Source organism: Streptomyces sp. AN091965 (assembly GCF_022698285.1).
Classification (GTDB): Bacteria; Actinomycetota; Actinomycetes; order Streptomycetales; family Streptomycetaceae; genus Streptomyces.
In genome coordinates this window covers 3,359,829-3,381,682 of record NZ_JALDMY010000001.1, presented here as the reverse complement: position 1 = coordinate 3,381,682, position 21,854 = coordinate 3,359,829, and the positions used below count along the sequence as shown (strand labels likewise).

The following is a 21,854-nucleotide window of genomic DNA, read 5'->3' as shown; positions in this document are numbered from 1 at the left end:
CCCGCAGGTCGGTCGGGGGTGCGGGGTGCTCGGGGGGTGGTGCGGGCCGGTGCGTGTGGGTGGGGTGGTTAGTTTTCGCCGCACCGAACGGTGCGGCTACTCACCGGCGTGACAATTTCAGGCCTTCTTAGATCTGACGTCTCATCATTTCGTGCTGGTTTGCAGGGCGCTTCGTGAGATATCGGAATGTGGACCTTCCGCATCCGGATTTCCACCGTGCCCGTTCGAGCCATGCGGGCCGTTCGGGTCCTGGGGGTCGTCCACCCCGTCCGTGCCCGCGCTCCGGCCCCGCAGGACCAGCGCGCCGCCGAACAGCGCGAGCGCCCCGCCCAGGACCACACAGAGCAGCGGCAGGGTCTCGCCGACCAGCTTCAGGCGCGAGCTGTCGTCCTTGGCGAGCTTGACCTGGGCCCGCTGCGTCTTCTCGTTGAACGCGATCCGCCGGCTGTCCAGGAGCACCGTGCGGTCCGTCTTGCCGCCGGGCGCGCGCAGCGTCTTGCGCGGGCCGATGGCCGCGTAGATGATCCGGCCGGTGCGCTTGTCGGCGACCAGTTCGATCTTGTGGTTCGCGTACCACTCCTCGGCCATGACCTGGCTGCGCTTCGGCAGCCCGACCAGGCGCCCCGGCACCTGCCGGGTCCCGGCCTTCGTGGCCTTCACCTCGCCGGTGAAGCGGTAGCCCTCGTACCCCTGGACCTTCTTCGGGCCCTTGTACGTCAGCGGGACGGTGTCGCCGAGGGTGCTGTCCCACCACAGGTAGGCGCGCTTCTGCACGTCGAAGGGGAACTTCAGGTACGCCTCGCCCTCGAAGTACGGCTTCTCGCCGCAGCAGTGCACGGGCTTGTTGGTCTTGCGGTCGGTGACCCAGCGCTCCAGCGTCCACAGGAACGAGTCGTGCGGGTCGGCGGCGGGCAGCGACTTGTCCGGGTCGACGGACGTGGACACGTCCCAGATCGCCCGCCCCGACTTCTCGCTGTCGGCGACGTCGCCGCGCACCTGCCGGGTGATGGTGAGGTGCTGATCCTTTACGGTCTTGACCTTCTCGGTATCGAAATAGCTGCCCGTCCCTTCGAAGACGGTGATCTGGTCTACGTCGATCGGCGTGCGTTTCGCCCGCGGCTCGACGTACCAGGCCAGCATCGGGGCCAGGACCAGCAGAAAGGCGCCGAGACCGAGCAGGACCAGGGACAAGGGCGAGGCTGTACGGCGCGTCATCCGGCGCTCCTGCCGTGAGGTGAACAGGGGGACGGTCGAACACAGAGCTGTGGAGCACGAAAGCGGTGGATCACGGATCGGTCACACACTGGTCGGCCGCTCAACTGTGAGGCATTACCGATGAGTTGCGCAGGTGCTTCGGATCTGTTGCTGATGAGTTGCCCGAATCGCTGCGCCGCTGTCACCACGGTGTTACTGACCCGTATGAGCCGCGAACGCTAGGCGGACCCTTGACGCAGTGTCAATGGTTGTCGACACTGGGCACCTGCCGGGCGGGGTCGGCAACGGGCCGGTTATCGACTCTGTGTAACCGGACAGTTCGTGATCAGGGTGGGGTACGACCTCCAGCAGAGAGGCTGACCCTCGTATGCACAGAATGCTCGCCGCGGCACTGACCGTAGCCGTCGCCGCGGCCCTCGCCGTGGGCGCCGGCTTCGGCGTCGTCGCGCTCCTGAACGCCACGCCCGACCAGCCCAACCGTCCGCTCGTGCACTACGAATCACCCGACCGCGACCAGCGGGACCAGTGATCCGGCCATGTCCGCCGCCCCCGACGTCTCCGAGAGCGAGCGCCCGACCATGACTCGCTCTGCCTGGCGCGACGTGCCGCCCCTCCAGGTCAGACGCTTCGCCGCGCTGGCCCTCGAAGAGGTGCCCGTGCTCGCCCAGGACATCCTGCGGGAGATCCGCGCCGAGTATCCGGGCCTGCCCGTCGTCCTCGACGACTCCGGCGAGCCCATGGCGCTCGTCGGCATCAGGCGCGCCCTCGAAGGCTTCGTCCAGCAGCTCGCCGCCGCCGACCGGCCGCGCTACCACCCCGAGGTCTTCCAGGAGTTCGGCCGCGGCGAGGGCCTGGAGGGCCGCAGCCTCGACTCGCTCCAGGCGATCTACCGCCTCGGCGTCCGGCTCGCCTGGCGCCGCCTCGCCGAGATCGGCCAGCAGACCGAGATACCGCCCCCGGCCATGTACGAACTCGCCGAGTCCGGCTTCGAGTACCTGGACGGCCTGGTCGACCAGTCGGTGCGCGGCTACGCCGAGGCCGCGGCCCGCCAGGCCGGGGAGCGGCTGCGGCTGCAACGCAAGCTGATGGAGTTCCTGCTCGCCGAGCGCCGCCCCGAGCCGCAGCCGAACTCCGTGCTCGGTGCCGAGGGCGGCCTCGACGAGCGGGCCGCGCGGGTCGGCTGGCCACTGCCCGAGCGCGTCGCCGTCGGCGTGCTGCTGCGCCCGGCGCGCGAGGCGGTCGCCCCGGCCGTCGGCGAGGGCGTGCTGCTCGACATGGAGGCCGAGCAGCCCCGCATGGTCGTGCCCGACCCGGAGGCCGCGGGCCGCCCCGAACTCCTCCGCCGCGCCATGACCGGCTGGTCCGGCGCCATCGGCCCGCCCGTGCCGCTCGCCGACGCCGCGAAGTCGCTGCGCTGGGCGCAGGCGGCGGTCGGCCTGATGCAGCGCGGACTGCTGCCCGCGGGCGAGGTGCTGCACTGCACCGAGCACACGGAGGCCCTGGTCCTGCTCCAGCCCGAGGAGCTCATCGAGGACCTCACCCGGCGCTGTCTCGCCCCCCTGGAACACTGCGGGCCCGCTCACGGCCGCCGCCTCGCGCAGACGCTGCTCGCCTGGCTGGAGACCCGCGGCGGCGCCCCCGAGGTCGCCGCCCGCCTTGGTGTGCACCCGCAAACCGTGCGCTACCGCCTGCGGCAGATCCGGGAGCTGTGGGGCGACGAGATCGACGACCCGGACCGCCGCTTCGAGCTGGAGCTGGTCCTGCGGGCCCGGCGGCTGCGGGGCGAACTGGGGCGCCCCTGACCCACCGGGCGCACACCGCTCCCGGACGGTTCAGTTCCGCACACAACCTTCACAGCTTCGGCTTCCTCCCGCCCCGCGCGGCACCTAGCCTCCATGCCTCATGGGCCCCACGGATTACTGCCACGCGTGCCACCGGCACCTCAACGGCGCCTTCGCCTGCCCCGGCTGCGGAACCCCGGCCGAGGCGTGCCGCGCGTACGAGCCGTACGACACGTACGAGCCGCACGAGGCCGACGGCGCGCACGAGGAGCAGCCCCGGGAGCCGGAGCGCCCCGGAGGACGTACCCGCCGCGCGGCCCAGCACCGCCGCCGTCGCCGCCGCGTCCTGCTGGCCACCGCGGGCCTGGCCCTGGCCGCGGGCGGCCTGAGCTTCGCCGAACTCGGCACGGAGTCGCGCTCCGAACGCCCGCGGCAGGCGTCCTCGGCCGAGGACGAGCCGCGCCACGACACCGCCGAACGCCCCGACGGCACGGCGGACGCGGCCGATGCGGACACCTCCGCCGAACCGGTTTCGTCCTCGGCGTCCCCGTCGCAGGACGCGACCACGGGCACCCCGCAGGAGAAGGAACGGGAGGGGGCGGTGGAGGTGGCACGGAAGGAGACCGCCCCGGACGAGTCGTCCTCGTCGGCGCGCGGCCCGTCCGCCTCCGACCCCCGCCCCGAGCCCACCTCGAACACCCCCACCACGGCCCCGGCCCCCAAGCCCACGACGTCCAGGACTCCGACGAACAAGCCACGCCCGACCCCGACCCCGACGGAATCGTGCGACCGCTTCCTGTGGTGGTGCACCTAGGCGGCCGGGGGCGCCCCGAAAGGGGCGCGGGGAACTGCGCGACAAGCCACAAGCCACAAGCCACAAGCGGCCTGCGGACGCAAAGGAACAAGGGAGAAGGCGAGGGCGCTAGCCCTCGCCCAGCATCCTGCGCAGCAACCCGCGAAGGGACTCGCGCTCGTCCCGGGAGAGCTGGGCCAACGGCTCGCGCGCGAAGTCGAGGGACTCGCGCAGACTCCGCGCGGTCCGCACCCCCTCCGCCGTCGGCGCCGCCAGCTTCACGCGGCGGTCGGCCGGGTCGGGGCGCCGCTCGACGAGGCCCCGGGCCTCCAGGCGGTCGACGATTCCGGTCACGTTCGACGGCTCGCACTTCAGCTTCTGGGCGATGCGCCGCATCGGCATCGGCTCCAGGGAGAGCAGCCCGAGGACGCGGGCCTGCGCCCCGGTCAGGGCGTGCTTGCCCGCCGCCACCTCGTACTCCTCGTGATAGCGCGCCACGACCGTGCCGATCAGCTCGACGACCTCGAGCGTCAGCGGGTCGATCCGGGGGGCGGGGGAGTCCTTGGTGACCATGTCTCACAGCGTACCCATTTACTTGACAATCTAAAATATCGAAGCGCATGCTTATTTCAGAACCTGAAGCATTAGGCCCCGCAGCCCTCGCACCCCCGACGGCGCACGGGGCCTGACGTCCGAGGAAGTCTGAGGAGGACGCCCCCATGTCCGTCACCCCCGAGCAGCTCCCGGCCACCGGCCGCGCCTGGCACCTCGTGCGGCGCCCGCACGGCTGGCCGGTCCCGGAGGACTTCGCGCTGCGGGAGGTCCCCGTCGAGGCCCCGGCGGAAGGCCGCGTCCTGGTCCGGAACCTGCACTTCTCCGTGGATCCGTACATGCGCGGCCGGATGAACGACGTGAAGTCGTACATCCCGCCGTTCCAGCTCGACCAGCCCATGGACGGCGGCGCCGTCGGCGTGGTCGTGGCCTCGAACGCGGACGGCTTCGCGGTGGGCGACCACGTACTGCACTTCTCGGGCTGGCGGGAGTACGCCTCGGTGCCCGCGCGGCACGCGACCAAGGTGGACCCGGACGCGGCCCCGCTCTCGGCATACCTGGGCGTGCTCGGCATGACGGGCCTGACGGCGTACGCGGGTCTGCTCGAAGTGGCCTCCTTCAAGGAGGGCGACACCGTCTTCGTCTCCGGCGCCGCGGGCGCGGTCGGCAGCCAGGTCGGCCAGATCGCCCGGCTCAAGGGCGCCGCGCGCGTCGTCGGCTCGGCGGGCTCGGACGACAAGGTCAAGCTCCTGGTCGAGGAGTACGGCTTCCATGCGGCCTTCAACTACAAGGACGAGAAGCCGGTCGTCGACCAGCTCAAGGAGGTGGCCCCCGACGGCGTCGACGTCTACTTCGACAACGTCGGCGGCGAGCACCTGGAAGCCGCCATCAGCCGCATGAACGTGGGCGGTCGCGCCACCATCTGCGGCATGATCGCGGGCTACAACGACACCGAGCCGACCCCCGGCCCGCGCAACATGGCCATGATCATCGGCAAGCGCCTGCGGCTCCAGGGCATGCTCGTGGGCGACCACGAGAACCTCCAGCCGCAGTTCGTGCGCGAGGTCGGTGCCTGGGTCCGCTCCGGCGATCTGAAGTACACCGAGACGTTCGCGCACGGCATCGACAGCGGCGTGGACGCCTTCCTCGGCATGCTGCGCGGCGAGAACACCGGCAAGATGATCGTCTCGCTCGACGGCTGAACTTCCGCCACTCGGTAAGGTAATTCCAGATCGCCGGGCCGGCGGGCGCGCGGAACGGCACACACCAGGAGGATTCGACACCCATGTCCATCCAGAACATCGACGTCAAGTACACCGCCGTGGCCACCGCGGAGAACGGCCGCGACGGGCGGGTCGCCTCCGACGACGGCAAGCTCGACGTCGTCGTGAACCCGCCGAAGGAGCTGGGCGGCAGCGGCGCGGGCACCAACCCCGAGCAGCTCTTCGCCGCCGGTTACAGCGCCTGCTTCCAGGGCGCGCTCGGCGTCGTCGCCCGCCGCGAGAAGGCCGACATCTCCGGCTCCACGGTCACGGCCAAGGTCGGCATCGGCCAGACCGAGTCCGGCGGCTTCGGCCTGGAGGTCGAGCTCGTGACCTCCATCCCGAACGTGGACGAGGCCACCGCCAAGGCCCTGATCGAGCAGGCCCACCAGGTGTGCCCCTACTCGAACGCGACGCGCGGCAACATCAAGGTCGACATCAAGCTCGCCTGACCTGCCGCCCTCAAACGCCGGAGGGGCCGTATACAGCCCCTCCGGCGTTTGAGGAGCGGGGGTCTGGGGGCGGAGCCCCCAGGTTCGGGAAGGGGCGGGCCTGGGGCGCCCCGCGAGGGCTAGCGCGCAGCGAACAGCGCCCGCGCCACCTGGGCGTACTCCCCCTTCGGGTGCGCCCGGAACAGGGGCTCCGTACCGAAGAGGGTGACCTCCGTGCCCTGGGCGGAGCCACTCACCACGGAGGCCTGGCCGGCCGCGTCGGAGGGCCCACCGCGCCCGCCGTCCGCAGGACGCCAGTGCCCCGACACCAGCGGATTCCCCGAGCCGTACGACTCCTCGACCCGCACCCCGTCCCCGAGCCCCGTGAACCACACCGGGGCGTAGACGAAGCTGAACCCGGCCGCCCCGCGGGCATCGCGCACGCGCACCACGCCGTTGGCGTCGCCGTTGCCCTCGACGGCGGTGACGGGCAGCAGCCCGGCCGCGGAGTTCAGCGCGGCACCCTCCGCGCCGCGCCCCACAAGACGGCCCCCGCGCGCGAAGAACGCGTCGAGCCGGGCCTTCGCCCCGGCGTTCAGCTTCTCGTGGTCCAGGCCCGCCGACACGAAGAGCACGTCCGTCCTGCCCCAGTCGAAACCGGAGTTGAGGGCGTTCGTCGACACGGGCACCACGTCGAAGCCCATCTCCCGCAGCGCGAACAGCTCGCCCGGCGTCACCGCGGCCGCGACCCGCGTGCGCCGCAGCACCTCGCCGCCGCGGGCCCGGGTCGCGTGGAAGGCGACGTCGTACTCGGCGGCGGCCTCCCGAGCGAGCCGCCGCGCGGACCCGGGCACGATCGCGCCGCCGTCCCCGGCGTCGCGCACCGCGACCCCGTCGCCGAGCAGCGAGTTGAGGGCCGCGACCTCGCGCGGGTCGTCGAGCCGCAGCCGCAGGTCACCGCGCGGCGCGACCCGCGCGACCCGGGTGGCGGCGTGCACGCGCCGGGCCGGGACCCGCGCCGGGTCGCCCTGGCCCACCGACCGCACGGACGCGCCCCACAGCCGCCCGAGGCTCCAGCCCGAGATGTCGTACATGGCCGACACCTTGGCGCTGATGTCACGGCCGTCGGCCAGGATCACGTTCGCCAGGCCCCGCTTGGGCTGACGCATGTCGACGACGTACGAGCCCTTCGCGTACGAGCGCCCGCCGAGCCGGAAGTCCCCGGTGGCGCGCCGCACGCGCACGTCGTTGGCGAGCAGGTGGTCCACGAGCCGGGACGCGGCCGCCGCCGAGCGCTGGTCACGGCCGCCCGCCGGAATCACGTACGCGCGCGGGAACGTCGTCGTGTAGACGTCCTCCGGGCCGATGCCGGGCACCCCGGGCACCGTGTCCTTCGACACCGGCACCTGCTGCGCGCCCTCGGCGCCGCGCCGGAACACCTCGATCTGGTCCGCGATCAGCGACCGTCCCCTGCGGTCGGCGAAGCCGATGCTCGCCTTCATGGCCGCGCCCGCGATGTCCACGTTGATGGCGGCGCGGCGGCGCAGCTCGGCGACCGGCTGGGAGTCGTACTCCTCGTTGTTGACCTGCATCGGGAACTCGATGGTGTGCGCCGCGACCGCGCCGTGGAACGGCATGTACTGCGGTGTGAAGATGGGCGGCCAGTCGTCCCAGCCCTCCTTCTGGTCCCGGAACGGGATGATCGCGGGCCGCACGCCGTCCTTCGCCTCGGTGTAGCCGAGGCCGTTGACGGCCTTCTCCATGCCGAGGGCGTTGGCGTAGCTGTTCTTCAGGAACAGGTCGTACTCGTAGTTCTCGCCGTGCGGCGGCGTGGTCGGCTCGATCAGCGTGCCGTTGACGTAGCCGTGCAGGTCGATCATCACGGCGGGCTGCTTGGTGACGGCGATGCGCCGCACCGCGCGCGCCTCGGGCTGCGACGCGGTGATGAAGTCGCGGTTCAGGTCGAAGCCGCCCGCGTTCTGCCGGGTGCCCGCGATCCGGCCGTCGGGGTTCATGGTGACGTTGAAGTACAGGCGGTTGCGGGCGAGGAGCCGCCGCGTCCCGGCGTCCCGCGCCTTGGCCAGCTTCCTGATGAGCTTGAGGGCGGCGTCCGTGCCCTCCCACTCGTTGCCGTGGATGTTGTTGTTGATGAACACGGGCGTCTTGTACGCGGACTTGATCGCCTTGTCCTTGGCGGCCGCGGCGGGCGCCTCGCTGATGAGGCGGCGCATCCGCTCCTGCCGGGCCGCCTCGCGGGCCGACTCGGGCGCGGTCACCGTCACCAGGTACAGCTCGTGGCCGCCCGCCGAACGCCCGGCGATCTCCACGCTGACCCGGTCGCCGATCCGCTGGATCTCGTTCAGCTCGGGCGCGATGGCGTGGTACGGGGTCAGGCCCAGCTTGATGGACTTGTCGGCCGGGTCCGGCGGCTCCGGGGCAAGCCTGCGCTCGCGCGGATAGCCGCGGACCGCGCCCGTGCCCAGCGGCACGTCGGCGCCTTCCAGCGCCTGCCGGGCCGCGGCCTCGGGCGTCTTCGCCGCCTTGTCGGGTGCGTCGAGCGGCGTCCCGTCACGGACGACGGGGCGCGGCGCGGGCCGGGGGTCGGCGCTGGCGCCGCCCGGCGTGAGCACGGTGAACAGCAGCGTGCCCGCGGCGGCCGAGGCGGTGAGCAGAACCGGTCTGGATGGCCGGGATGTCCCCATCCGTACCTCCCTTGGAAGATCCTGAGAGACCCTGAGAGATCAGGTAGGGGAGGTCTACAGGGTGAACTCCTCCGCAACAAGAGGGTTTTCACCCACCGGATAAGGTGTGCCGCATGCGTGATCTAGGTCAGGGCTTCGGCTATCTGGTGCAGGGGCAGCGCTGGGTCGCCCAGCACCGCAAGCAGTACGGCTGGGGGCTGCTGCCGGGCCTCATCACCCTCGTGCTGTACGCGGCCGCGCTCGTCGCGCTCGCACTGTGGGGCACCGACCTGGTGTCCTGGGCGACGCCGTTCGCCGACGACTGGGGCGACCCGTGGCAGGGCGCGTTCCGCGGCTTCCTCACCGCCCTGCTGTTCGCCCTCGCCCTGCTCCTGTCCGTGGTGAGCTTCACGGCCGTGACCCTCCTCATCGGGGAGCCGTTCTACGAGTCCCTGTCGGAGCAGGTCGACGTCTCCGTGGCGGGCTTCGCCCCCGAGTCGGGCCTGCCGCTCTGGCGCGACCTGTGGATCTCCGCGCGCGACAGCCTGCGGATCGTGGTGCGGGCCCTGCTGTGGAGCGTCCTGCTCTTCGGCCTCGGCTTCCTCCCCGTCGTGGGCCAGACGGTGATCCCCGTCCTCGGCTTCCTCGTCACCGGCTTCTTCCTGGCGGAGGAGCTGACGGCGGTCGCCCTCCAGCGCCGGGGCGTCCAGCTCCGCGAGCGGCTCGCCCTGCTGCGCGCCCGCAAGACCCTCGCCTGGGGCTTCGGCGCGCCCCTCGCGGTGGCGTTCCTGGTCCCGTTCGTCGCCGTCTTCCTGATGCCGGGCGCGGTCGCGGGCGCGACCCTGATGGCCCGCGACCTCCTCGGCGAGGACGATGACGCCGCCGCCGGGGACGACGGGGCCGCCGCCTCCGACCCGCCCCGCACGCCCACCACGGCGTAGGCCCCGAAGCCGTGCCGCCGGCTTTCCCCAGGAAGCGGGAAGGGGCGGGCCTGGGGCGTCCGGCGAGGGACACCTAGGGGCGAGCCCCGGCCGACACCGCCGCCACCACGATCTGCCGCGTCTGCTTGACGATGTCGAGCCGGTTGCGCACGAACTCGGGGTCGGTGACCGCCCCGGTCGCCGGGTCGGTGTTGCCCGCCCCGAACTGCAGCACCGGCGTGTGCACATGCCCGCCCGGCAGCCGGTCGTGCAGCCCGAGCCGGTCGCGCAGCAGCGTCACCCGGTAGGCGATCTCGTTCGACAGGTAGTCACCGCCGCCGCCCTGGCGCGCGGCCGACCCGGGCGTCGGCCCGTCGGGCCGGTTCACGGGCGTGCTGCCGCCCGCGGGGATCTCGGTGACGGCCGTGTTGTCGTAGACGGGGAAGCGCCCGGTGGAGGCGGCGACGATGTCCTTGTACGGCAGCGTCGTCGTGGTCCACTGCGGCTGCGACGCGGGGTCGGGGACCGGCACGGTGCCGGTGCTCGACCGGTTCTCGTTGTCGCCGAAGCCGCCGCGCCACGCCCCGTTGGTCCGCTCGATGTCGAACTTGCCGACCCGCCCCTGGCTGACGGTCGTGAACAGGTCCACGCGCGGCAGCTGCCGCCGCAGCGCCCGCTCCACCGCGCCGTCCGCGAAGTCCGTCCAGCGCACCGGGAACGTGACCGTCTCGATCCGGACGGGGCCCGCGGCCGTCCGTACGACCGTGCCGTCGAGGGCGAGCGCCGTCGCGCCGGACGGGTTGCTGATCCGGACGTCCCGGTCCAGCGTGAAGGGGTCGAAGCCGGTCAGGAGCACCCGCTTCATCCGCTTGCCGTGCCCGTGGGGATACGTCACCGCGTCCTGGCCCCGGGACGACACCTCCAGCTTCCGCAGCAGCCGCGCGCGCTGCTCCGCGCCGAGTCCGAGGCCCTCGGGCTCCCACGCCCGCAGCTCCCGCGTCATCCCGAGCCGCGCCCAGTACAGCGGCCGGTCGTCGTCCCGGCTCAGGTCACCGCTCTGCGGCCCCCGCCCCTGCACCCGGTCCACGGCGCGCTTCCACAGCGCCTGCCCGTGGCGCACGACGATCCGCTCGGCCTGCCCGTACGAGTGCGCGCGGTCCAGGGCCCGCGCGAAGGCGGGCGCCACCGCGTCGAAGCCGCTGCGGCGCAGGATCTCCTGGGGCACCGCGCGCTCCAGGCGCTGCTCCTCGACGGTGGGCGCGGCCCCGCGCGGAGCCGGGGATCCGGCCAGGGCAGGTGCGGCCGAGGCCCCGAGCAACAGCGCGGCGCCGAGGGCCCCGAGCCGGAGCCCGACTATGTGAGACGAAGCCACGAGAGTCCTTCCGTTGCAGGTGAGGTGGCCGCAGTATCGCGGGGCGGGGGAGCCGCGCGCTACGGGTACGGGATCTTTGCCGGGCGGCGCGGCCGGTGGGGCCCGCGCGGCCCGCACCTGCCGCACGGCCCGCGGACGTCCACCCCCGGGCCCGGTCCGCCTCCCCCGCGCGGCGGAGGCGGACCACCGCGGGAGCCGATGCCCCGGCCGGGGCCGCGCACCAGCATGGAACGCATGCTGAGAGTCACCTCCCTGCCCGGCGTACCCCGCCGGATCGCGCTCGCCGCGCACGCGGTGCCGTGGGTCGTCCTGCCGTCCAGCCTGTGGCGCGTCGCCCTCGTCCTGGGCCTTCCCGTGTCCGACTACCGCCCGGGGCCCGGCGAATCGCTGTACATCCTCGCGCTCAGCGCCGTCTCGGAGGGCCTGGCCCTGCTGACGCTGGGTCTCGTCAGACCGTGGGGCGAGGTCGTGCCCCGCCGGCTGCCGCTGCTCGGCGGCCGCCCGGTGCGCCCGCTCGCCGCCGTGGTCCCGGCCGCGCTCGGCTCCGTGGCCCTCGCCGTGATCTGGGCCTGCGCCTTCTGGAGCGTGGGCACCGGCATGGACTCGGGCATCGGCCCCGGCGGCATGGGATCACCCGGGCAGGACGCGTTCCTGGTGCTCTGCTACGCCCCGCTGCTGCTCTGGGCCCCGCTGCTCATGGTGGTGACGGCGGACTACTACCGCCGCCGCACGGCACGCCCCTCAGCCGGTGAGCAGCCGCCCGGACTCCCGCAGGGCGGCCAGGAACGGCTCCACGCTGGGCGCGCGTGAGCGCCCCCGCGCCGTCGCCGCGTACACCGCGCGGGCGGGCGTGCCCTCGTCGTGGACGGGGACGAGCGCGACGTCCTGCCGTACGCCCTGGGCCGCGAGCGCCGGGATCAGCGTGACGCCGAGCCCGGCGGCGACGTACCCCTGCTTGGCGGTCCACTCGGCGACGACGTGGGCGACGCGCGGCCGGAAGCCGTGCCGCAGGGCGGCGTCGAGCAGCGTCCCGGCGGGCTCCGCGCTGCCGGAGATCCAGTCCTCCCCGGCGAGCCGCGCGAGCCCCAAGGCGGCCTCGCCCGCCAGGGGATGGGCGGCGGGCAGCGCCACGTACAGCGGCTCGTCCAGGAGGTGGTGCAGCTCGTACGCGTCCTGGGGGAGCGGGCCGCCCGTCGTGGACACCACGGCCAGGTCGAGCTCGCCGTCGGTGAGGCGGGTCAGCAGCGGCCCGGTGAAGCCCTCCTCGCGCGTGAGCGTCACCCCGGGGTGCCGGGCCCGGAACGCGGCGATGGCACGCGGCACCAGGGCCACGTCCGCCGTCGCGAACGCCCCGAACCGCAGCAGGCCGCGCGCGGCGCCCTCCAGGTCCGTCAACTCCTGCCGCAACCGCGACAGTTGGCCGGTGACGGCCCGCGCGTGCGGCAGCACGGCCCGCCCGTGCGCGGTGAGCCGCACGCCGCGCGGCAGCCGGTCGAAGAGCGGGGCCCCGCCGAGCGCGGCCTCCAGGGACGCGATCTGGCGGGACACGGCCGACTGCGTCAGGGAAAGCCGCCGCGCCGCCACCGTGAACGAGCCCTCCCCGGCCACCTCCAGGAAGGCCCGCAGCCAGTAGGTGGAGAGATCGGCGGCCCCCGGGCCGAGCCCGTCCGCTCCGCCATGCGTAGTCTGCATGCCTGCCATGCTAGACATTCGCTTGTCGCATCACACGCCCGGCCCTAGCGTCGTCCCCATGGAACAGCGCACACAGCAGCTTGAACGCATCGCCTTCCTCGGCCTCGGCCACATGGGCACGCCCATGGCCCGTCACCTGCTCGCCGCCGGGCACCCGTTGACCGTCTGGAACCGCACCGCCGCGAAGGCGGAGCCGCTCGTCGCCCAGGGCGCGCGCCTCGCGCCCTCGCCCGCCGACGCCGTGCGCGACGCCGACGTCGTGATCACGATGCTCGCGGGTCCCGACGCCGTGCGGTCCGTCGCCGACGCGATCCTTCCCGTCCTCCGCGAGGGCGCGTACTGGGTGGAGATGTCGACCGTCGGAACGGACGTCGTCAAGGAGCTGGGAGAGCGGGCCGCGGGCCGCGTCACGCTCGTCGACGCGCCCGTCGCGGGCAGCACGGACAAGGCCGCGGCGGGGCAGCTCGGCATCCTCGCGGGCGGCGACGCCGACGGGGTCGCGCACGTGCTCGCCCGGCTCGGGACCGTGACCCGCACCGGCCCCACCGGGTCCGGCGCCGCGCTCAAGCTCGTCGTCAACACCGCGCTGCTCGGCGGTGTCGCCCTGGTCGCCGAGGTCCTCGCCCTCGCCGACGCGCTCGGCCTGGACGGGGACGCGGCGCGCACCGCCCTCGCCCACGGGCCCCTCGGCGGCGCCGTGAACCGTGCCTTCGCCCAGGACGTGCACTTCGGCGCGGACCTCGCCGCGAAGGACACCGCGCTGGCCGCGCGGGTCACCCGCCTCCCCGTCACGGAGGCCGTCGCCGCCCACTTCGAGGCCGCTGCCGCCGACCCCGAGACCGTCCACCAGGACATCTCCCACACCGTGTCCCGCATCCGGGACCGCGCCACCCGCACCGACTGAAGACCGCGCCGACTGAAGACCGCACCTACTGAAGACCGCACCGACTGAAGACCGGAGCCCGCACCCATGCACGCCACCCTGGCCAACCCCGCCGACGCGCCCCAGCCCCTCGGCCCCTACTCCCAGGTCGCCCGCGTCCCGCTCGCCGACGGCCACGCGCTCCTGCACGTCTCCGGCCAGATCGCCGAGGGCGACGGCATAGCCGAGCAGAGCCGGGGCGTCTTCGAGACCCTCACCGCCCTCCTCGCCGCGTACGGCGCCACCCTCGACGACATCATCAACATCCGTACGTACCTGACCGACATGGACGACCTGCCCGGCTACGCCGCCGTGCGCCGCTCCTACCTCACCGGTACGCCGCCCACCAGCACGACGGTCCAGGTGGCACGCCTCTTCCGGCCGCAGGCGCGGATCGAGGTGGAGGTGGTGGCGGTGACCCCGTAGGAGCCCGGGACGGGCGTGCGGACACCCCTTCCCCTTGCGGACAGAACCTGACCGCAAGCCCTCCTAACGTCGTCCCCATGACCCACACCACCGCTTCCGCAGCCCGCCGCACCCACCTCGTCGCCGGCGCCACCGGCACCGTCGGCCGCGAGGTCGTCCGCGAACTCCTGGAGCGCGGCCAGCACGTCCGCGCGCTGACCCGCGACCCGGCGAAGGCCGGTTTCCCCGAGGGCGTCGAGGCCGTCCGCGGCGACCTCACCGACCCGGCGAGCCTCAAGGACGCCCTCGCCGGCGTCACCGGACTGCACCTGATCACCTTCAGCGGGGCCGCCTTCACGCCCCTGGAGACCGGTCCCGAGATCGTCCGCCTGGCCCGGGAGGCCGGGGTGCGGCGCATCACCGTCCTCAACGGCGGCGGCCCGACGCCCCTGGAGGACGCCGTGCGCGCCGGAGGCCTCGACTGGACCGTGCTCATGCCCGTCGAGTTCATGGCCAACGCCCTGGAGTGGGCGGAGGAGGCGCGCACCCGGGACACCGTCCGCGCGCCCTTCGCGGACCGGCTGAGCGCGCTGGTCCACGAGGGCGACATCGGCGCCGTCGCCGCGGTCGCGCTCACCGAGGAGGGGCACGCGGGGGAGGCGTACCTGATCACCGGGCCGCAGGCGCTGACGGTCCGGGACAAGGTGTCGGCGCTCGCCTCGGCGCGTGGCCGGGACATCGAACTCGTCGAGCTCAGCGAGGAGGAGGCGGCCGAGCGGATGCGGGCCGAGGGCCAGGACGAGTACACGATCGCCTGGCTCCTGGACGTCTACAAGAACACGCCCCCGGAGGGGCGCACCGTGATCGACACCGTCCGGCGCGTCACGGGCCGCCCCGCCCGCCCCTTCGCCGCGTGGGCCGAGGCCCACGCGGCCGACTTCCGCTGACCCCTCAGGGGCGGCGCGACGTGATCGTGCGGTACGCCATCTCGGCAAGGCGGGCCTGCCCGCTCTTGCTGGGATGGAACCAGTCCCAGTGGCTCAAGTGGTCCTCACCGAAGCGGAAGTCGAACACCGCCCCGCCGTCGTACCGGCACCGCAGGTCCTTGGCGCAGACCTCCTTGAGCACCGTGTTGTACGCCACGACCCGCTCCTGCACGGACTCCCTGCGCTGCGTGGCGGCCCGGTCCGTCGCGTCCGCGTCCTGGAGCATCGACTTGCAGATGCCGAGCTTCCACACCTGCTTGCCCAGCAGGTTCTCGCGGCCCTCGGACCACAGCCGCTTGAGGTCCGGCACGCTCGCCACGTACACCTGCGCCTTGGGCCGGGTGGTGCGCAGCGCCGCCATCGCGTCCTCGAAGTCCGCCCGGAACTCGGCGACCGGCGTCATCTCGGCGACGGAGGACCGGCAGGCGTCGTTGGCCCCCGCCATCACGGTCACGAGCTCCGGCCGCCGGGCGGCCGCCTGCTCCATCTGTCCGGGCAGATCGGCCATGCGGGCGCCGGTCTTGGCGTAGTTCCAACTGTGCGTGGCGGCGCGCTGCTTGCCGAGCAGCCGCTGCGCGAGGCTGCGCACCTCGCCGTCGCTGCCGGTCGCCCAGGACGCCTCGGGACAGTCGGAGAGCACCGAGCAGGCGTCGAAGCCGCGGGTGATGGAGTCGCCGACGGCGGCCAGGGAGCGGGGGCTCCCGTCCCACTCCGGCACGGCCTTGCGGCCCGCTCTGTCCTGCGCGGAGGGGCCGTTCGGCGCCGCGTCGTCACCGCCCGACGCGTCACACGCGGTGAGCGTGGCGATGCCGGTCAGAGCCGCCGCCGCGACGGCGACGGCGGCCCGGGAGCGGCGCCGTGAGTTCCGCATACTCGTCCCCTCTGTCCCGTAGTCGTCCAACGGGACGTCGTACGGGCCCTTCAGGTTGCGTGCCACCGCATGGTGAGATGTCCCGGCGACGGCCGACGGACACCCGGCCGGGGGGCAATGGGCCTCCCAGCGAGTGAAACATCCGTGTTGCCCGGCATGCGGACCGACGGTACGTCACAATCCTTGCCTCACATCACGGTAGCCTCGCCACCCAGTGGCAACCGATTTTTTTCGGTTCCGCTAAATTACATCACGTCACATCTGTCCGGTTTTCAGTCTTTCCTTGTCTTTCCTCGAATTCGAGGAACAGCTGGAACACCGCTCGGCACGGGCTCGGGGCCGCCGGGAACGGCGTGTCCCGTCCCACACTGGAGGTCCCGGTGACGACACGTGGAGTTCTGTACGTGCACTCCGCACCGCGCGCGCTGTGCCCGCACGTCGAGTGGGCGGTCGCCGGGGTACTCGGCGCCCGCGTCAGCCTCGACTGGATCAGGCAGCCCGCGGCGCCCGGTACGTGGAGATCCGAGTTCTCCTGGCGCGGCGCGGCGGGGACCGCCTCCAAACTGGCCTCCGCGCTGCGCGGCTGGCAGCTGCTGCGCTTCGAGGTCACCGCGGAGCCGTCCGCCGCGGCCGAGGGCGAGCGCTACAGCGCCACGCCCGAGCTCGGCATCTTCCACGCCGTCACCGGCATCCACGGCGACATCCTGATCCCCGAGGACCGGCTGCGCGCCGCCCTCGCCCGCTCCAAGGGCGGCGAGAGCGATCTGGAGGCCGAGGTCGCGAGGCTCCTCGGCAAGCCCTGGGACGATGAGCTGGAGCCGTTCCGCTACGCGGGCGAGGGCGCGCCGGTGCGCTGGCTGCACCAGGTCGTCTGACGCCTCGTCCGGGCGTACCGCACGCGACGCGAAGGGCCCCCACCGCTCGGTGGGGGCCCTTCGCGTCGGTTACCGGCTGGTCAGACCGTCCGGAAGGCGAGCACCACGTTGTGGCCGCCGAAGCCGAACGAGTCGTTCAGGGCCGCGATCGTGCCCTCGGGCAGCGGGCGGGCCTCGCCGCGGATGATGTCCGCGTCGACCTCGGGGTCGAGGTTCTCGATGTTGATCGTCGGCGGGGCGATGCGGTGCTTGAGCGCGAGGACCGTGGCCACGGTCTCCACGCCGCCCGCGCCACCGAGCAGATGCCCGGTCATCGACTTCGTCGACGCGATCGCCATGTGGTCCACGTCGTCGCCGAAGGCCTTGCGCAGTGCCTTGATCTCACCGATGTCGCCCTGCGGCGTCGAGGTGGCGTGCGCGTTGATGTGCGCGATCTCGGACGGCTTGAGGTCGTTGTTCTCGATCAGGTGGCGCAGCGCCTGTGCGATGCCGCTGCCGGAGGGCTCCGGCTGCGTGATGTGGTGCGCGTCGGCCGAGATGCCCTGGCCCACCGCCTCCACGTAGACCTTGGCGCCGCGGGCCCTGGCGTGCTCCGCGGACTCGAGCACGACCACGCCCGCGCCCTCGCCGAGCACGAAGCCGTTGCGGTCGACGTCCCAGGGGCGGGAGGCGCCCTGCGGGTCGTCGTTGTTCTTCGACATCGCCATCATGTTGCCGAACGCGACGATCGGCAGCGGGTGGACCGCCGCCTCCGTGCCGCCCGCGACGACGACGTCGGCGCGGCCGGTGCGGATCATCTCGATCGCGTAGCCGATGGCCTCCGCGCCCGAGGCGCAGGCCGAGACCGGGGTGTGCACCCCGGCGCGGGCGCCGAGGGCGATGCCGACGTTCGCCGCGGGCGAGTTCGGCATCAGCATCGGCACGGTGTGCGGGGAGACGCGGCGTACGCCCTTCTCCTTCAGCACGTCGTACTGGTCGAGCAGGGTCGTCACGCCGCCGATGCCGGAGGCGATGACCGCGCCGAGGCGGTCGGGGTCGACGCCCGGGTCCTCGCCGGCCTTCGCGGTGAAGCCCGCGTCCTGCCAGGCCTCCTGGGCCGCGATCAGCGCGAACTGCGCCGAGCGGTCCATCTTGCGGGCCTGCGGGCGCGGGATGATCTCGCCCGGTTCGACGGCGATCTGGCCCGCGATGCGGACCGGCAGGTCCTCGGCCCAGTCCTGCTCCAGGAGGCTGACCCCGGAGCGCCCGGCGAGCAGGCCCTCCCAGGTCGAGGCTGCGTCGCCACCCAGCGGTGTGGTTGCGCCGATACCGGTGACGACCACGGTGCGATTGGTCGAGTTCACTGGATTTCTCTCTCCACGATTGGTTCAGATGCGGATGCGGCGGCGCCACCGCCGGGTGGCGGCTGGCCAGAGCCTGCTGGCCGCCAGGCTCAGGCCTGGTGCTCGAGGATGTACTTGGTGGCGTCGCCGACCGTCTTGAGGTTCTTGACGTCGTCGTCCGGGATCTTCACGTCGAAGCGCTCTTCAGCGGCGACGACGACCTCGACCATGGACAGCGAGTCGACGTCCAGGTCGTCCGTGAAGGACTTGTCCAGCTGGACGTCCTCGACCGGGATGCCGGCGATCTCGTTGACGATCTCCGCGAGACCGTCGACGATCTCCTTCTCAGTGGCGGCCATGAGGCGCTCCTTCTTGTGTATCCAGAGGGTGTGACGGCAACCGTACGGATCCGAAGATCCGCAGCGGGTGCCTAGGGGAGGGTAACGACCGTGGCGGCGTACACGAGACCCGCCCCGAAGCCGATGACGAGAGCGGTGTCGCCGCTCTTCGCCTCGCCGGTCGCCAGAAGCCGCTCCATCGCGAGCGGAATCGAGGCTGCCGACGTGTTGCCGGTGGTCTCCACGTCACGGGCGACCGTGACGTGCTCCGGCAGTTTCAGAGTCTTCACCATCGAGTCGATGATCCGCATGTTGGCCTGGTGCGGGATGAAGACGTCCAGGTCGTCCGCGGTGATTCCGGCCGCGTCGAGCGCCTCCTTGGCGACCTTCGCCATCTCGAAGACGGCCCAGCGGAACACCGCCTGGCCCTCCTGCGTGATCGCGGGGAACTTGACCTCGCCGGCGGCGTCGACGGGCAGCTGGGTGACGTCGCCGATGCGGTACTCGTCCCAGGCCACGGTCTGCTTGATGGTCTCGGACTTGTCGCCCTCCGAGCCCCAGACCGTCGGGCCGATCGCGGGCTCCTTGGCGGGGCCCACGACGACCGCGCCCGCGCCGTCACCGAACAGGAAGGCCGTCTTGCGGTCCTCGAGGTCGGTCAGGTCGCTCAGCCGCTCCACGCCGATGACCAGGGCGTACTCCGCGGAGCCGTCGATGATCATGCCCTTGGCGAGGGTCAGGCCGTAGCCGAAGCCCGCGCAGCCCGCGGAGATGTCGAACGCGGCGGGCTTGCCGGTGCCGAGCTTGTCCGCGATCTCCGTGGCGATCGCCGGGGTCTGCTTGAAGTGTGAGACGGTGGAGACGATCACCGCGCCGATCTGCTCGGGCCGGATGCCCGCGTCCGCGATGGCCTTGCCCGCGGCCTCGACGGACATCGCGGCCACGGTCTCCTCGGGGGATGCCCAGTGGCGCGTCGCGATGCCGGAGCGGGAGCGGATCCACTCGTCGGAGGAGTCGATCTTCTCCAGGATGACCTCGTTGGGCACCACCCGGACCGGGCGGTAGCCGCCGACGCCCATGATGCGCGCGTACGGGGCGCCCTGGCTGGGCTTGATCTTCGTCATGCTCCAGGCTCCTTCTCAGGCACCCGCCGCGTCGGCGGCGGAGGCGGCGGTCTCGGCGATGAGTTCCCGCGCGGCGTCGAGGTCGTCCGGCGTCTTCACGGCCAGGTTCTTGACCCCCTTGAGCGCGCGCTTGGCGAGACCGGTCAGCGTGCCACCGGGGCACACCTCGATCAGCGCCGTGACGCCGAGCTCCTGGAACGTGTCCATGCACAGGTCCCAGCGGACCGGGTTCGCGACCTGGCCGACGAGGCGGGAGACCACCTCGGTGCCGCTCGCGACGGCCTGGCCGTCCCGGTTCGAGACGTACGTGAGTCGCGGGTCGGCGACCTCGAGGCCCTGGGCGGCCTCCTCGAGCACGGCGACCGCGGGAGCCATGTGGTGGGTGTGGAACGCGCCCGCGACCTTCAGCGGCACGACCTTCCGGACGCCCTCGGGCTTGTCCTCGGCGAGCGCGGCCAGCTGCTCGGCGGTGCCTGCGGCCACGATCTGGCCCGCGCCGTTCACGTTCGCCGGGGTCAGGCCGAGCTTCTCCAGGTGCGGAAGCGTCACCTCGGGGTCGCCGCCGAGGAGGGCGGCCATGCCCGTCTGCGTCACGGCGGCGGCGTCGGCCATGGCCAGGCCCCGCTTGCGGACGAAGCCGAGCGCGGCGTCCTCGGACAGCACGCCCGTGTACGCGGCCGCGGTGATCTCGCCCACGCTGTGCCCCGCGACGGCGCCCGGGGTGATGTCACCCAGTGCCCGCGCGGACAGCAGCCCCGCGGCGACGAGCAGCGGCTGCGCCACGGCTGTGTCACGGATCGCGTCGGCGTCCGCCTGCGTACCGTAGTGGACGAGGTCGAGCCCGATGGCGTCCGACCAGGCGGCGAGGCGGTCCGCGGCGCCGGGAAGGTCGAGCCAGGGGGTCAGGAAGCCGGGCGTCTGAGCGCCTTGGCCGGGAGCGACGAGTACGAGCACTCTCACACTCTCTCTTGTGGACAGTACGAACCGCCCGTGGGGACAGGGACGAAGAACCGCTGGGGGAATTGTAGGGGGCCGACAAAACCCTACGACTGGGGATCGCCAGCGGCCAGGCGTCCCAAGATCAGTGCGATCCGCAGTGTGAAGGCGGAGCGTACATCTGAAGGAGACCATCCGGTGACGTCGGTCACACGTCGAAGCCGGTAACGCACGGTGTTGGGATGCACAAAGAGCATCCGCGCCGCACCCTCCAGGCTGCTCGCCTGTTCCAGGTAGACACTGAGGGTCTCCAGGAGCGCGGAGCCCGCTTCCTCCAGTGGTCTGTAGATCTCCTCCACCAGCTGTTCCCGCGCCGCCGGATCGCCCGCCATCGCCCGCTCGGGCAGCACATCGTCCGCGAGCACCGGACGGGGAGCGTCCTGCCAGGCGGCGCAGGCCTTGAGCCCGGCCGCGGCGGCCTGGGCCGAGCGGGTCGCGGCGAGCAGGTCGGGCACGATCGGCCCGGCCACCACGGGCCCCGCCGCGTACGGCCCGATCAGGGCCTTGGCCACGGCCAGGGGGTTGTCGTTGCCGCCCGCGATGACGACCAGACGGGCGCCGAGCACTCCGGTGAGGACCTGGAGCTTCGCGTGCCGGGCGGCCCTGCGGATGGCCTCGACGGTCAGCTCGCTGTCGCCGTCGGGGGCGGTGCCGAGGACCACGCACACGTGGTCGGGGGAGTTCCAGCCGAGCGCGGCGGCCCGGGACACGGCGCCCTCGTCGGCCTCGCCGGACAGCACGGCGTTCACCACGAGGGACTCCAGGCGGGCGTCCCAGGCACCGCGTGCCTCGGCGGCCTGGGCGTACACCTGAGCGGTGGCGAAGGCGATCTCGCGGGCGTAGACGAGCAGTGCCTCGCGCAGCACCGCCTCGTCGCCGGGCGCGGCCACCTCGTCGATGGCGGACTCCATGACCTCGATGGTCGTCCGCACCATCTCCACGGTCTGGCGCAGCGTGATGGCGCGGGTCAGCTCGCGCGGCGCGGTCCCGAAGACGTCCGTCGAGATCGCCTGCGGGGCGTCCGGGTGCCGGAACCACTCGGTGAACGCGGCGATGCCGGCCTGGGCGACCAGACCGATCCACGAGCGGTTCTCCGGTGGCATGGCCCGGTACCAGGACAGCGTCTCGTCCATGCGCGCGATGGCCTGCGCGGCGAGGCTGCCGGACGACTTCTCCAGGCGCCGCAGGGTCGCGGTGTGCGGGTGGGCGCGGCCGGTGCGGGCCGGACCCGTGGCGGTGGCGCCTGTGTCCTGGTGGATTTCGTTCGCTGAGGGTTCGGGCACGGGGACAAGACTGCCTTATCGGGGCGGCGGCGT

22 protein-coding genes are annotated in these 21,854 nt (G+C 72.7%); 11 read left to right on the top strand and 11 right to left on the bottom strand.

Going from position 1 to position 21,854, the window contains the following annotated elements:
- Window positions 1-144: 144 nt before the first annotated feature.
- Complete coding sequence (locus tag MQV74_RS14280) at window positions 145-1,215, bottom strand: DUF3068 domain-containing protein (RefSeq protein WP_242717646.1); 1,071 nt, start codon at window positions 1,213-1,215, stop codon at window positions 145-147.
- Window positions 1,216-1,591: 376 nt separating this feature from the next.
- On the opposite strand from MQV74_RS14280, the gene MQV74_RS14275 reads away from it, so the two are divergent.
- The 3 genes from MQV74_RS14275 (at window position 1,592) to MQV74_RS14265 (ending at window position 3,810) form a co-directional block, all read left to right on the top strand.
- Entirely contained in the window at window positions 1,592-1,744 is a 153-nt protein-coding gene (locus MQV74_RS14275; protein ID WP_242729398.1) for a hypothetical protein, read from the top strand.
- A 49-nt stretch (window positions 1,745-1,793) separates the two neighbouring features.
- The gene (locus MQV74_RS14270) at window positions 1,794-3,017 is read left to right on the top strand and encodes a helix-turn-helix domain-containing protein (RefSeq protein WP_242717644.1); all 1,224 of its coding nucleotides are present in this window, start codon (window positions 1,794-1,796) and stop codon (window positions 3,015-3,017) included.
- Between the two features lie 100 nt (window positions 3,018-3,117).
- Entirely contained in the window at window positions 3,118-3,810 is a 693-nt protein-coding gene (locus MQV74_RS14265; protein WP_242717642.1) for an SCO2400 family protein, read from the top strand.
- Window positions 3,811-3,918: 108 nt separating this feature from the next.
- Here MQV74_RS14265 and MQV74_RS14260 read toward each other — a convergent pair whose 3' ends face one another.
- A complete protein-coding gene (locus MQV74_RS14260) occupies window positions 3,919-4,362 on the bottom strand; it encodes a MarR family winged helix-turn-helix transcriptional regulator (protein WP_242717640.1) in 444 nt (147 codons plus the stop codon).
- A 146-nt stretch (window positions 4,363-4,508) separates the two neighbouring features.
- Between MQV74_RS14260 and MQV74_RS14255 the strand changes: the two genes are divergently transcribed.
- Both MQV74_RS14255 and MQV74_RS14250 read left to right on the top strand, forming a co-directional pair.
- Complete coding sequence (locus tag MQV74_RS14255) at window positions 4,509-5,543, top strand: NADP-dependent oxidoreductase (protein ID WP_242717638.1); 1,035 nt, start codon at window positions 4,509-4,511, stop codon at window positions 5,541-5,543.
- A gap of 83 nt (window positions 5,544-5,626) precedes the next feature.
- On the top strand, window positions 5,627-6,055 hold the full coding sequence (locus MQV74_RS14250; RefSeq protein WP_242717636.1) for an organic hydroperoxide resistance protein: 429 nt from the start codon (window positions 5,627-5,629) through the stop codon (window positions 6,053-6,055).
- A gap of 119 nt (window positions 6,056-6,174) precedes the next feature.
- Here the strand turns inward: MQV74_RS14250 and MQV74_RS14245 are convergent, their stop codons facing one another.
- The gene (locus MQV74_RS14245; RefSeq protein ID WP_242717634.1) at window positions 6,175-8,736 is read right to left on the bottom strand and encodes a M14 family zinc carboxypeptidase; all 2,562 of its coding nucleotides are present in this window, start codon (window positions 8,734-8,736) and stop codon (window positions 6,175-6,177) included.
- 113 nt (window positions 8,737-8,849) lie between these two features.
- On the opposite strand from MQV74_RS14245, the gene MQV74_RS14240 reads away from it, so the two are divergent.
- The gene (locus tag MQV74_RS14240; protein ID WP_242717632.1) at window positions 8,850-9,656 is read left to right on the top strand and encodes an EI24 domain-containing protein; all 807 of its coding nucleotides are present in this window, start codon (window positions 8,850-8,852) and stop codon (window positions 9,654-9,656) included.
- Window positions 9,657-9,729: 73 nt separating this feature from the next.
- On the opposite strand, the gene MQV74_RS14235 is transcribed toward MQV74_RS14240, so the two are convergent.
- Window positions 9,730-10,992, bottom strand: a complete 1,263-nt coding sequence (locus MQV74_RS14235; protein WP_441349354.1) for a pyroglutamyl peptidase — start codon at window positions 10,990-10,992, stop codon at window positions 9,730-9,732.
- A 249-nt stretch (window positions 10,993-11,241) separates the two neighbouring features.
- Here MQV74_RS14235 and MQV74_RS14230 point away from each other — a divergent pair, with 249 nt between their 5' ends.
- Complete coding sequence (locus MQV74_RS14230) at window positions 11,242-11,817, top strand: hypothetical protein (protein WP_242717630.1); 576 nt, start codon at window positions 11,242-11,244, stop codon at window positions 11,815-11,817.
- On the opposite strand, the gene MQV74_RS14225 is transcribed toward MQV74_RS14230, so the two are convergent.
- A complete protein-coding gene (locus tag MQV74_RS14225; RefSeq protein WP_374120618.1) occupies window positions 11,749-12,708 on the bottom strand; it encodes a LysR family transcriptional regulator in 960 nt (319 codons plus the stop codon). The genes MQV74_RS14230 and MQV74_RS14225 overlap by 69 nt on opposite strands.
- Window positions 12,709-12,757: 49 nt before the next feature.
- Here MQV74_RS14225 and MQV74_RS14220 point away from each other — a divergent pair, with 49 nt between their 5' ends.
- From MQV74_RS14220 to MQV74_RS14210, 3 genes are all read left to right on the top strand, one after another.
- Entirely contained in the window at window positions 12,758-13,603 is an 846-nt protein-coding gene (locus MQV74_RS14220; protein ID WP_242717626.1) for an NAD(P)-dependent oxidoreductase, read from the top strand.
- A gap of 66 nt (window positions 13,604-13,669) precedes the next feature.
- Window positions 13,670-14,047 carry a RidA family protein gene (locus MQV74_RS14215; protein ID WP_242717624.1) on the top strand — a complete coding sequence of 126 codons (378 nt, stop codon included), beginning with the start codon at window positions 13,670-13,672 and terminating at the stop codon, window positions 14,045-14,047.
- Window positions 14,048-14,124: 77 nt separating this feature from the next.
- A complete protein-coding gene (locus tag MQV74_RS14210; protein WP_242717622.1) occupies window positions 14,125-14,973 on the top strand; it encodes an SDR family oxidoreductase in 849 nt (282 codons plus the stop codon).
- 4 nt (window positions 14,974-14,977) lie between these two features.
- On the opposite strand, the gene MQV74_RS14205 is transcribed toward MQV74_RS14210, so the two are convergent.
- Complete coding sequence (locus MQV74_RS14205) at window positions 14,978-15,883, bottom strand: SGNH/GDSL hydrolase family protein (protein WP_242717614.1); 906 nt, start codon at window positions 15,881-15,883, stop codon at window positions 14,978-14,980.
- A gap of 380 nt (window positions 15,884-16,263) precedes the next feature.
- Between MQV74_RS14205 and MQV74_RS14200 the strand changes: the two genes are divergently transcribed.
- Entirely contained in the window at window positions 16,264-16,758 is a 495-nt protein-coding gene (locus MQV74_RS14200) for a DUF3145 domain-containing protein (protein ID WP_242717612.1), read from the top strand.
- A gap of 80 nt (window positions 16,759-16,838) precedes the next feature.
- On the opposite strand, the gene fabF is transcribed toward MQV74_RS14200, so the two are convergent.
- The 5 genes from fabF to MQV74_RS14175 form a co-directional block, all read right to left on the bottom strand.
- Complete coding sequence (fabF, locus tag MQV74_RS14195) at window positions 16,839-18,101, bottom strand: beta-ketoacyl-ACP synthase II (RefSeq protein WP_242717610.1); 1,263 nt, start codon at window positions 18,099-18,101, stop codon at window positions 16,839-16,841.
- Between the two features lie 89 nt (window positions 18,102-18,190).
- Complete coding sequence (locus tag MQV74_RS14190; RefSeq protein WP_030358543.1) at window positions 18,191-18,439, bottom strand: acyl carrier protein; 249 nt, start codon at window positions 18,437-18,439, stop codon at window positions 18,191-18,193.
- Window positions 18,440-18,510: 71 nt separating this feature from the next.
- Entirely contained in the window at window positions 18,511-19,542 is a 1,032-nt protein-coding gene (locus MQV74_RS14185) for a ketoacyl-ACP synthase III (protein ID WP_242717608.1), read from the bottom strand.
- A 15-nt stretch (window positions 19,543-19,557) separates the two neighbouring features.
- A complete protein-coding gene (locus MQV74_RS14180; RefSeq protein ID WP_242717606.1) occupies window positions 19,558-20,496 on the bottom strand; it encodes an ACP S-malonyltransferase in 939 nt (312 codons plus the stop codon).
- 89 nt (window positions 20,497-20,585) lie between these two features.
- Window positions 20,586-21,821, bottom strand: a complete 1,236-nt coding sequence (locus MQV74_RS14175) for a PucR family transcriptional regulator (RefSeq protein ID WP_374120617.1) — start codon at window positions 21,819-21,821, stop codon at window positions 20,586-20,588.
- Window positions 21,822-21,854: the final 33 nt, after the last annotated feature.